We start from the raw sequence: 11572 nt of genomic DNA, 5'->3' as shown, positions 1-11572 counted from the left end.
ATGTCGGCAAAACCGTTCCTGCGCATCGACAATATCCGCAAACGTTTCGGCCCTATCATCGCCAGCGACGGCGTTTCGCTCGAAATCGAGGAAGGCGAGATCCATTCGCTGCTCGGCGAAAACGGCGCCGGCAAGAGCGTGCTGATGAGCATGATCTGCGGCATGGTCCGGCCGGATGAAGGCGAGATCGTCTACAAGGGACAATCGGTGCGCTTTACAAGCCCACGCGACGCGATCCGCCAGCGGATCGGCATGGTGCACCAGCACTTCATGCTGGTACCGAACCTGACCGTGGCAGAAAACTACATCCTCGGCCAGGGTTCGGCGCTCAGCGTCATATCCGATATCGACAAGGTCCACCGAAAGATCCGCGCGCTTTCCGAGCGCTACGCCCTCGACGTGCGTCCCGACGCAATCGTCGAAGACCTCTCGGTCGGCGAGCAGCAGCGGGTGGAAATCCTGAAGGTGCTATTCCACGGTATCGACCTGCTCATCCTTGACGAACCGACCGCCGTTCTCACCCCGCAAGAGACCGACCGCCTGCTTTCGCTGATGGGTGATCTGGTGAAGGATGGAAAGACCGTCGTCTTCATTTCGCACAAGCTGGACGAGGTGATGCGGGTCAGCAATCGCATCAGCGTCATGCGGGACGGGCGCGTCGTCAATACGGTCAAGGTCGGGGAGACGAATGCGCGTGAGCTCGCGCGCATGATGGTCGGTCGTGAGGTGCGCATGGAGCTCCCGCGCAGCCCCAAACCGCCAGGTCGCATCGTGCTCTCGGTGGAAAACCTCAACTGCCGCGCCGAGACCGGCCTTCCGGCCGTGCGCGGCGTGAGCCTCGACGTACGCGCCGGCGAAATCGTGGGCATCGCCGGCGTATCCGGCAACGGCCAGACGGAGCTTTCGCTCGCGCTCTCCGGTCTGCTGCCGGTCGATTCCGGGCGCGTCGTTCTCAACGGAAATGATATAACCGGGCTCGACCCGGCAGAAATCAATGCCAGGCGTTTTTCCCACATTCCGGAAGACCGCCACAAGCACGGCATCGTCTTGCCGCTGTCGCTCAGCGAAAACACCATTCTGCAGCGTTACGACCAAAAACCGTTCGCGACGGGGGGCATGCTCAACCGCAAGGTCATCGGCGAGCACACCCGCGACCTGATCAAGCGGTTTCGCGTGAAGAGCCGGGATGAGAACCAGCCGATCGCAGCACTTTCAGGCGGCAACCAGCAAAAGCTCGTCGTCGCGCGGGAGCTGGCGCGCGATCCCGATTTCATCCTCGTCAATCAGCTCGCGCGCGGCATCGATATCGGCGCGATGGAGTTCGTGATGGAGGAGATGCTGCGCCAGCGCGACAGCGGCCGCGCTATTCTGCTGATCTCCACGGAACTGGAGGAGCTGTTTGCAATCTGCGACCGCATCGTCGTCATGTTCCACGGCGAAATCCTTGGCGAATTGCCGCCCGACCGCGCCCGTCTCGACGAACTCGGCCTGCTCATGGCCGGCAACAAAGAGCAAGCCGCACTTGCGGGGTAGACAAGCCGAGGTCTGGCAGGCTTTGATGGGAGCGATGTAACGGGAGGCCGCGCGTATATGAACATAACCCTGCGGCAACTCAGGGCCTTCATTGCTGTGGCCGAGCTCGGCCAGTTCAACATCGCCGCACGCAACCTCCATCTCACCCAGTCCGCGGTCAGCATCCTCATCCGGGATCTGGAACGGGAGATCGGCGTGCGCCTGTTCGACCGGCACACGCGCATGGTCTCCCTCACCCTGGTCGGCCAGGAATTCCTGCCCCAGGCGCGCAAGATCATGAAGGACCTCGAGCTTGCCGTTGGCGACGTGCGCGACAACGCTTCGCTGAAGCGTGGGCAAGTGACGATCGCCGCGGCGATCGTGCTTGCAGCAACGGTCGTACCGCCGATCATCGCCAGATTCCTGAACAAATATCCGGAGATCTCCGTCAACATTCGCGACATGCCGGAAGAGCAGATAACCCCGGCGCTCAAGCGCCACGAGGTCGATATCGCCGTCGGCACCCTTTCGGAGGAAGACCCCGAAATCGCCGCCACCCCGCTGCTGCGCGACAAACTGATGCTCGTCTGCCGCGAGGATCACCGGTTTGCCAAGCGCAAATCCGTGCGCTGGGCCGAGCTCAAGGACGAAACGCTAATCACGCTTGCCGCCTCCAACCCTTTGCGCAACATCGTCGAGCACAACCTCATTCGCGTCGCGCCGAACTACCGGCCAAAGTACGAGGTACGCTTTTCGACAACGGCGATCAGCATGATTGCCGCCGGAATGGGCGTTTCGGTGCTACCGGAAAACTCCGGACAGCTCGCCTCGGCCGTCGGTGTAACGACAGTCGATCTCATTGACCCCATCGTCATGCGTGACGTCTCTTTGCTTCAACGGCGCCACCACAGCCTTTCGCCTGCCGCCGAGCATCTGAAAGCGGCCTTCATCGCCAGCGTTGCGAAACAGGTCTGAGGCCTGGGAAACGGCCGGTCGTCTCGCTGCCCAGCGCCGTCCGGGCACTTTTCTCCTACCCGCAAAGGCTTGAACTCACACCGATTGCTGTGTGGGAAACCCCTTGGCAGCGCTCCGTTTCAGACATGCACGTTTGTTCGCTGAACGACGCAATGACGAAAACTGCGCGGGAATTCTGTGGTTCCCGTTCGGGCGCGCGTTTTCCCTCATCGTTATATTTCTTGAAATATAACGATAATTGGGTTTACCTGTGATGAAAGGCCCGTTCGCGGATGTGCAATGCGGACGGCCGCGTCGCGAAGTGCCAGCAACTGCCCTAGCTCCGGAACGCCCATGCCCACGTTGCCCCGTCTCAAATCCCACGGTGTCCCCCTGCCTGCCGCAGCCTTGTCCTTCGCTGCATCCCCGGATGGCCACACACCCAAGATCAGTGCCCATCGCTTGCGGACCTGGGACATTGCCTCGACATTTCATTGCTCGATCATCGGCACCTGCCTGACGGCGGGAGAATTGCGCCAGGTCCTGATCAGGACCGGACAAGACGATGTGCGCACTGCGACGGGCCATACCCTGCACGGTCGAGGCGTGTGGCTTGCTGGTCAACGGGATCAGGCGGCAAAGTTGCTCAACAAGGCGCTCGACAAGCGCCACGAGAGCAGCATCAATCGCATTCCCCGGCAGGCCGATCAAGACGAACTCCGAAACATCTGGCGCAATTCCTTCGAGCGCGGCGACATCGCCGGCCCGTATTGGGCACTGATGAGCCATCCGGGAACATCGCCAGCACTAATGCGCGAAATCTTCGGAGAAGTGCATATGCTGTCGCACCTTGTCGGCAGCGCAAGTCGGCTCGACATCGCACGGCTGACAGAGCTGGAAAGGGAACTCGAACAGGAACGCGAACGAACCGCCCGGCAGGAGACGCGTCTGAAGGCGGCCGCCGATGAGCGTATCGCCCTGCAACAGCGCCTCCGGCAATTGGAGGAGAGAGCGATCCACGCCGAAGCAATCGCCGCGTCGGTCGCACCCTTGGCGCGCATTGCAAAAAGCACGAGGGGTCTATCCGCAAGCAACGAAGCGGACGTGACGCGCAACGAGGCCTTCGCCCAGCGCCTTGCCGCGTCTGAGGAGAAATCCGATGCTCTTCAGCGGGAACTGGAGCAGATGCAGGATCTGCGTTATGCGGTCCTACGCGAAAACGAAGCCCTCGAGACGGCAATCACAGCTCAGCTCAGAGACGACGGCAGCGCGCCGCCCGCACAGCTCAGCGGCCCCGTGCTCTATGTCGGCGGCCGACGCAATCTGTTTGATCATCTTCGAGCCTACGCAAGAGTGCGCAACATCGACCTCCTCCTCCACGACGGAGGCATGGAAGACAGCACGACGCTCTTGCCCGCCCTCGTCGGGCAGGCAGCGACGATCCTCTTTCCGGTCGATCACATCAGTCACACGGCGGTGGGCCTGGTCAAACGCCTTTGCCGCGAGCAGCAAAAACAATACCTGCCGCTTCGCTCTGCCGGACTTGCCAGTTTCCTCACGGCCATCAGCGGCGCCGGCGGCGCCTATGGACGTTTCTAGCTCCGGTGGTCTGCCAACGGCCGGTTAACGAGAGAGCGTCGTTCACCGGACGATAAGGAACAACCCGCTGACGATGGCAAAGCCCAGAACGGCGATCCGAAGACCGCGGCCGCCGATGCGGCCATGCACGTGCTTTGAGACCGCACTTCCGAGCAGAACCGCCGGCGTCAGGTAGAGGGCGACGAGCAGTTGCTCTGACCCAACGCGCCCGGATATGGCCAGCACGACGAGGGACATGACCTCGCCGACGAAGAAGCAAAGGGCCACCGTTGCCCTTAGCACCGGCGCCTTGGCATGCTGGTAGAGCAGCGCAAGCGGCGGGCCGCCGATACCCGTGGCAGTTTCGGTGACGCCCGTAAACAATCCGACCCCGAGCGCACTCGGCCTGTTCGGCGTGAACGGCGGGGCTATGAGCGCGGTGACGGCTGCGACCACCGTGAACACACCGACGGCAAGATCCAGTTGTTCGATCGAAAGCGCTGCCAGCAGCCAAAGGCCAGCAAACGTTCCCGCGAAGCGTCCGATCGTGATCCAGGTCGCGCCTGACCAGTCGACATGGGCACGCTCTCGCGCTGCCACATGTAGATTGAGCGGCAGCATCAGCAAAAGCAGGGTCACCGGCAGAAGATCGGGCTTCAGCATACCGACGATCGGCGCGACGATCAGGGCGAAGCCAATGCCGACCGCCCCTTGAATGAAGGCCGAAACGAATGTCACGGCAGCCAGAACGGCAAGAAGACCAAAACTCATCGGTATTGTCCAAGGCGGCGATGTGCTTCGGAGAGCGGATGAATGCGCTGGATCGGCGCTTCGGCAATGGCGGTCGTCGTTTCGCCTCTCACCTCTTCGAGCAGTGCCCGGGCGTCCCAATCAATCGGCCAGCCTTGCCAAAGCCGAAGCTGGCCGCTGGTAAAGACCGCGTCGATCTGATCGCGATTGCCGTAGCGGACAAGCTCCCACGTCAGATCGTGCGAGGGCGTGAACTCGGGCCGATCGAGGTCGACGAGCAGGAAGTCGGCGGCAAGACCTTCGGTGATCGAGCCGGTCACATGAGACAGGCCTGCGGCGTCTGCGGCGCCGGATGTTGCCCGGTCGAGCCACAGCCAGCCACCGCCGCAGGAAGAATCCCCCGTTGCAAGACCAAACCCCGCGCGCTGGAGGCCCTCGGCCGCGTCCATCAGACGGAACGCGTCGGCGCGGGTTCCGTCCGTTCCGAGCCCGAACCGCATGCCGAGCGCTGCCATTTGCAGGGCTGGTGCGACGGCATTCCCCTTCCACAGGGTGGCGACGGGATTGTAAGCGACAGCCGTTCCTGTCTCGCGCAAAAGATTGAGTTCATGCGGCGTGACGAGCGTCGCGTGCGCGAGGAGGACCTGAGGGCCAAGAACGCCCAGATGCGCCAGGTGCTCGATCGGTCGCAATCCTTTCGCTGCCAACGAGCGTTCGACGGCAACAAGGTGTTCGTTGACATGGGTCTGGAACACCACCCCGGACGCGGCTGCCAATTCGGAAACCGCTTTGAGCATTCCGTCAGTTGCGGCCTCCGGGATCGAAATCGCCAGCGAGGGATGGATCAGCGGGTCCTGCCTGTAGGTGGAGACGTGCTCTTCCGCCTGGCGCAGGATGACGCCGGGTTCGGCGATCTGCGCACTTCCCGAAAGATCGTTGCAGATAAAGCCGACGACGCTGCGAAGCCCCACCTCCCCTGCAGCCCGCACCAGAGCGCCGACATGACCCTTTGAGCGGGTGCCGGCATCGACGGCGGTCGTGAACCCCCCACGCAGCGCTTCCAATGCGGCAAGCTTTGCCGAGAGATAGACCATGCGCTCGTTGAGACTGCCTTCCAGCGGCACCCAGATCCGCCGGAAGATTTCCGACGGTTCTCCAAAGACGAGGGCCTTGCCAAGCGACTGGGTCAGGTGCGTATGGGTATCGACGAAACCGGGCATCAGGAGATGGTTGGGCAGGTCGATCGGAACAATCTCGGGGAAGTCCCGGGCGATCGCTTCCACGGTATCGATCCGCTGAAAGACGCCATCGCGCACGACGATGGCTTTTCCGGTGCGCGGGCCATCCGGCAGAAGAACTTGTCCTGGGCGCAGCATGAGGTCGCCGGCGGTCGATAGTTGTTGGCGGATTGCGCTCACTCGCTTGCTCCTTGAGTGGTGGATTGCAGGGGCGCCGCCGCAATTTCGGATCGTCCGGCTTGGCCCCAATGTGAAAAGATGGCGTTGACGACGACGGCGGTGATCGTGCCTGCGGCAAGTCCGTTGCCGAGGATCATCTGCGTCCATTGCGGAAACTGGCTGTAGACACCGGGCACCAGGATCGGCAGCAGACCCATCGAGAGGGCGGCCGCGAGGGTGAACATGGGGCCATGTTGGCGCAGATCGACGCGACGCAGGAGGTCGATCCCGATGACGCCAATAATCGAAAAGACGATGACTGCCGTGCCGCCGACGACGGCCTCAGGCAAAGCCGTGGCCATCCGGCCAATCGGGGCGAAGAGCGCGATGAGAACGAGGATGACGCCCGCCATCGCGGTCACATAGCGAGACTTGACGCCGGTCGCGCGCACGATACCGACGTTCTCGCCGCTGGTGATGATCAGCGATGTGCCGAACAGGCCACCGACGAGCGACATCAGTGCATCGCCGCGGATGGTCGAAGGCACGATCGCATGGGCATCTCCCCGGCGGCCGACGATTTCAGCCGTCGCGATCGTCTGACCGGTCGCCTCCGCCATGGAAATGATCGAGAACACGATCAGCGGGATGGCTGCGACGAGGTCGAACTTCGGCATGCCGAAGGGAAATAATTGCGGAACGGCGATGACCGGCCCGGTGAACACACCCGACAGATCCATGTGGCCGATGGCGAGCGCGACGAGCGCACCGCCGACCAGTCCGAGCATGACGGCGAGCCGCTGGAGCGTTCCGGAAAAGACCCGCGCGGCAGCGACTGTAAGGATGATGGTGATCAGTGCCAGTCCGACCTCGCCGGGCGCCGCGAAGCCCTCGCTGCCAGGCTTTCCGGTGATGGTCACGCCATAGATGCGCACAAGATTGACGGAGACCAGCAACAGCATCGTTCCAACGACGATCGGCGGAAAGTAACGCAGCAGCCTGCGGAAGACCGGCAGCGCCAGAAAGTAAAAGAGAGCCGTTATGATCACGGCACCGACGGCTGTCTGGATGTCCGTCTGCTGGGCGATCGCCAGAAAGATGGCAATTGGCGCGCCTCCCGGCACCATCACGAAGGGCAGGCGTGCACCAAACCCCTTTGGCCCGAAACTCTGGAGCATCGAGCCAAGGCCACAGACGAAAAAGGTTGCGCTGATGAGCGAGACTGTCACCGCGTCCGAAAACCCAAGGGCCTTGCTGACAAGAAAGACGGCGGTGATGGGAGACGCGGCCATCACCAGCACGTGTTGAAGGCCAAACAGGAACAGGCTGCGAAGCGGCAGCCCCTCATCGACCGGTTCGACCACTCCATTCAATTCACTCTGCATGTTTTCCTCCTCCCGGCCTCCTCAAGCCGTTATGCAAATCGTTTTGTATGCGCATCCACTAACACACAATCGCGCCTTTGCAAATCGTTTTGCTTCGGTTCGATCGGCGTGATAGAAGACGGTCATCGGAGGGCTGATGGGAAAACCTACTATCGCGGACCTTGCCAAGGCGGCTGGAGTCTCGGTCACAACTGTTTCGCACGCGTTCAGCGGCCGACGTTACGTCGAGCCGGAAACGCGCAAGCGCATCGAAACGCTGGCGCAGGAAATGGGCTATCGTCCCAATCACCGTGCGCAGCGTTTGCGCACCGGCAGAGCCGGATCTATCGCACTGGTTTCATCGATGCCCTTTGCGGTGGCCGCCGGACCGTCGAGGCTGGGCTTCCTCATGGAAATTGCTGCTGCCGCCGCCGTGACGGCTTTTGCCAGGGGTATTTCCCTTTGCCTCGTTCCTCCACTCGGGCCCCGCGACCGCCTCGACGCGCTTGAGGTGGACGGCGCCATCGTCGTGGAGCCGGAACGAGACGACCCGGTGCTGGATTTCTTTTCGTCCCGCGGGACCGAGGTCGTGTGCATCGGGCGTGCGCCCGGCCGAGACGATCTTCCGTTCGTGGATTTGCAGAGCGCCGCAACGGCGCATCTGCTGCTCGATCACCTGCTTGCGGGCGACGGTCAGGTCGGCTTGATAACGGGTGAACAAAGGCGCAATTCCTATATCGAGATGGAGGCTGTGTATGCGCAGCGCATGGCCGGAAGCGGCTTTACGCCACGCGCCATCCGCATCGACGAACAGGGGGGCGAAGAAGCGGCAGCAATCGCTGCTGAAAGCTTGCTGCGCGCCAATCCCTCGATCTCGGCCCTTTGCGTGCCGGTCGACGCCTTTGCGACAGGCGTTCTCAACGCGGCCCGCGCCACCGGTCGCCAGATCCCCCACGACCTTCGGATCGCGACCCGCTATGACGGCATGCGCGCCAAACTCGCCACCCCTCCGCTGACCGCAGTTGATCTGCACCTTGGTGAGGTGGCAGGAGCCGCAGTCAACCTGCTCTTGGCGCGATTGGAGCAGGTGAACGTCGAACCAAGTGATCTCTCGCCACCAGGTCTGATCCTGCGACCCTCTTCGATGATTTCGTGTGATACCATCTGAGGAACGCTCAAGCCGAGAGCGCGATGGCCGGACAGCCGCGCGGCCGCGTTTAACGTCGTGACTGTCGCGCCGTCGCCATTGCCGCCTTTATCCAGGGTCTAAACGGCCCCTGGTATGAAGGAAGAAGGTCCGGCTCAGCAAATTAAGTTTTGCCAACATGCGCGATTGCCGCTAAGGCAGGCGCTGGATATGGTGCTCCGGCAAAACGCAGAGCACTCAGCTGACGAGGATGACTATGGCAACCGGTACCGTAAAGTTTTTCAACCAGGACAAGGGTTTTGGCTTCATCACGCCTGACAATGGCGGACCGGACGTTTTTGTCCATGTGTCGGCGCTTGAGGGCGCAACGTCACTGCGCGACGGTCAAAAGGTCAGCTATGAACTTGGCCAGGACCGCAAGACCGGAAAATCGAAGGCCGAAAACGTCAGGTCAGCCTGAACTTCGGATACCAAGCTTCGGGAATTCGCTTGATTGCATTCCCTCACTTTCCCGGCCGCGCCAGCGGCCGGGAAATATTATGATGTCGTCTCGCGAGGCCGTCGGGTCCTCCTTTTTTGCAGGCGATCCCAACGCACAAAACGGAAACTGAGCGCATAATTCTGGTCCGGCTAACTTCTCTGAAGCTTCCGGCTCACCCTCGACACGCACGCCACGCGCTCTGGCAACGTTCACACCACCGGATATGGCCGGTTTCCGGGTCTCCCCGTCGTCGCCTTGCTGGCGATCGTCGGCCAGTCATTCCAGTCCGGTGGCTTTTGCGATCGAAAGCTGCCGGGAGAAACGCCTGCAACACAGATTTCTCGCCCACCCGCTCCTTGTTCAAACAGCATTCGGCAAAAATCGCGGTTTCCCTTGCAATACTTGCCTTGCCGAGGGGTGCCAAGTGGTGTGCCTGGGAAGCCCAGAGCGCATACGCAGCCTCCCGTCCCCCCAAACGAGAGGCAGCCAGAAAGTTACCGGCAGATTTCGAGCCGACGAACAGGGTGCTGCGCTCACCGTAGCTGGTAAGCGGTTTGCCGGCGACCTGCGCGCCGATTGGCCGATTGACGCCAAGGGGACCCTGGCGCTTCCTTTGTGACGCCATGAGAAACGCCATGTCATCTCCGTTTAGAGCGGCGCGCCCCACATATTGTACCCGGACGTACGCTGTCCCGCGGCGCGTCATATCCAGCATCTCTGCTGCCTTGCTGGAAATATCGATCAAACGTCCTTTGTGGAAAGGGCCACGATCATTGACGCGCACAACGACCGACGAGCCGTTTGTGAGATTTGTCACCCGCACGTAGCTGGGCAAGGGAAGTGTCGGATGCGCGGCGGAGAGGCGGCCCGGATCGTAAGTCTCGCCATTTGCGGTCCGCCGCCCTTGAAACCCCCGAGCGTACCAGGAGGCAATGCCGCTTCGATCGTAGCCCGGTTCCTCCTTCGGATAGTAACGCTTGCCTTTGACCACGTAAGGCTTGCCGACAGTATAATGGCCGGCACGCTGCGAGGTTCTTTTGCCGGAAGCATCTGGCATTTTGACATAGACACGGTGCAGCGTGGCGGGAGAATGCGCCTTCAGGCTGGTCATGTCGGGCGTAAATGTCGTGGTGCAGGCTCCACCGAACGCACAGAACATCGTAATTGCCAACCAGCGCATGACTTTAACGGTCGCTGCTATTCCATCTCCCATCCCGTTCACCATCGACTGCGACTCGACACACGCGATCGCAATGCGGAGTGGAGACGCGAGACAGGCGACGCAGCAGTGAGGGGCTGGTCGACACCAGGCGCAATCTGGGGCGTGCCGTTGGTCCGCTCCATCTATGATACCTCGGTAAAATGAGGCTACGAGCGAATGGTTCCGCCCTCCCGACCCAGGGCATATCTGCCCGACCGTTGCGATCAGAGGCGGAAATAAAAAGTCGAGTTCGTCGACTGTGTCGCACCGATGAAAGAGCACCGTCTATTTGGGTGTCAGCCGGCGGAAGCGAAACGATGGCTGAAACGCATCGAAGGCGAACTTACCCTCGCAGACGAACAAAGCCGGCGCTTCGCCCCGGCCGCCGATTTGTGCCGTACCCTGCTTACGAACCGCAGACCGGGAGGTCAGGCGAAACTTCTAGCCTTGAAAATGGGAAGGAAGTTTTCGCCCGGCGCCTCCGCCGGTCTTTCCCCGGCTCTTTGGCGATCTCCGCTCAAAAGTCGCCAGTGGCTCTTCTTCTCTGTCTTCGAAGCCCAAGGTCGTTACCGCCGGCAGGTCGCACCGAAACCTGTCTGCTCTCTTGAGGAATACGCCATATGTCTGATCGCTGGCCGTTTCCAAAGGCTGCGCGAACCGCGGTTTCTGTTACGCCGCCTTATCCGACGACAGGGCGACCACGGTGGCCGGAAACCTCAGCACCCGCGTCGGACGACAGTGCGAGAAAGCGAAGCGCCGACACGAAGCCTATGGCGGCGATAAAGAGGAAGGCGGCGCGAATATCCGGAAGCATATTATTATCGCCTCCTCCCCCGCCCAGATAGGATGCGAAGCGAATGACGGCTGCGGCAACGGCGATGCCAAGCAGTTGGGAGAGTTGCTGCAGCATCGCCGAAATCGTCGTCGCCGCGCTTCGCTGAGCAGGCGGCACATCCGCGAAGGCGATCGTCGTCAGCGCCGTAAACTGCATCGAGCGGGAAAGGCCGCAGGCAATCAGCAGCACCCACATGACAATGCGCGGCGTTTCTCCGTCGACGAATGCGAAGGCACCGATCGTCGTGGCGGCGATCATGCCATTTACGACAAGAAGGCTGCGGAAGCCGAAAAGACGCAGAGCCGGTGTGGTGACGCTCTTCATCAAAAGGTTGCGAGCCGCTCGACGATGGT

9 protein-coding genes and 1 pseudogene are annotated in these 11572 nt (G+C 61.5%); 5 read left to right on the top strand and 5 right to left on the bottom strand.

Going from position 1 to position 11572, the window contains the following annotated elements:
• The 3 genes from OVA00_RS34745 (at position 1) to OVA00_RS34735 (ending at position 4065) form a co-directional block, all read left to right on the top strand.
• Positions 1 to 1533, top strand: a complete 1533-nt coding sequence (locus tag OVA00_RS34745) for an ABC transporter ATP-binding protein (RefSeq protein ID WP_268090672.1) — start codon at positions 1 to 3, stop codon at positions 1531 to 1533.
• A 57-nt stretch (positions 1534 to 1590) separates the two neighbouring features.
• Entirely contained in the window at positions 1591 to 2487 is an 897-nt protein-coding gene (locus OVA00_RS34740) for a LysR family transcriptional regulator (RefSeq protein ID WP_060582834.1), read from the top strand.
• A gap of 333 nt (positions 2488 to 2820) precedes the next feature.
• Positions 2821 to 4065, top strand: coding sequence for a DUF2325 domain-containing protein (locus OVA00_RS34735; RefSeq protein WP_268090671.1), 1245 nt, complete (start codon positions 2821 to 2823; stop codon positions 4063 to 4065).
• Between the two features lie 42 nt (positions 4066 to 4107).
• Here OVA00_RS34735 and OVA00_RS34730 read toward each other — a convergent pair whose 3' ends face one another.
• From OVA00_RS34730 to OVA00_RS34720, 3 genes are read right to left on the bottom strand one after another with little or no spacing between them, the layout of a single operon-like run.
• Entirely contained in the window at positions 4108 to 4815 is a 708-nt protein-coding gene (locus OVA00_RS34730; protein WP_268090670.1) for a sulfite exporter TauE/SafE family protein, read from the bottom strand.
• A complete protein-coding gene (locus OVA00_RS34725; RefSeq protein WP_162728687.1) occupies positions 4812 to 6212 on the bottom strand; it encodes an amidohydrolase in 1401 nt (466 codons plus the stop codon). The genes OVA00_RS34730 and OVA00_RS34725 overlap by 4 nt, the downstream gene beginning before the upstream one ends.
• Positions 6209 to 7576 carry a uracil-xanthine permease family protein gene (locus tag OVA00_RS34720; protein ID WP_268090669.1) on the bottom strand — a complete coding sequence of 456 codons (1368 nt, stop codon included), beginning with the start codon at positions 7574 to 7576 and terminating at the stop codon, positions 6209 to 6211. Before OVA00_RS34720 ends, OVA00_RS34725 begins: the two co-directional genes overlap by 4 nt.
• Before the next feature lie 136 nt (positions 7577 to 7712).
• On the opposite strand from OVA00_RS34720, the gene OVA00_RS34715 reads away from it, so the two are divergent.
• Both OVA00_RS34715 and OVA00_RS34710 read left to right on the top strand, forming a co-directional pair.
• Positions 7713 to 8723, top strand: a complete 1011-nt coding sequence (locus OVA00_RS34715) for a substrate-binding domain-containing protein (protein ID WP_034791724.1) — start codon at positions 7713 to 7715, stop codon at positions 8721 to 8723.
• A 235-nt stretch (positions 8724 to 8958) separates the two neighbouring features.
• Positions 8959 to 9162 (top strand): cold-shock protein, encoded by a 204-nt coding sequence (locus tag OVA00_RS34710; RefSeq protein ID WP_034791723.1) that lies wholly within the window; start codon positions 8959 to 8961, stop codon positions 9160 to 9162.
• Positions 9163 to 9355: 193 nt separating this feature from the next.
• Here the strand turns inward: OVA00_RS34710 and OVA00_RS34705 are convergent, their stop codons facing one another.
• Together OVA00_RS34705 and OVA00_RS34700 are read right to left on the bottom strand one after the other, a co-directional pair.
• A complete protein-coding gene (locus tag OVA00_RS34705) occupies positions 9356 to 10363 on the bottom strand; it encodes a septal ring lytic transglycosylase RlpA family protein (protein ID WP_268090668.1) in 1008 nt (335 codons plus the stop codon).
• Between the two features lie 700 nt (positions 10364 to 11063).
• Positions 11064 to 11552 (bottom strand): annotated as a pseudogene (locus OVA00_RS34700) (MFS transporter); the annotation flags it as partial.
• Between the last annotated feature and the right edge of the window lie 20 nt (positions 11553 to 11572).

Source organism: Ensifer sp. SL37, assembly GCF_026672675.1.
Lineage (GTDB): Bacteria > Pseudomonadota > Alphaproteobacteria > Rhizobiales > Rhizobiaceae > Ensifer > Ensifer adhaerens.
Note: the sequence above shows the minus strand (reverse complement) of the source record. Positions and strands in the feature narration are given on the sequence as shown.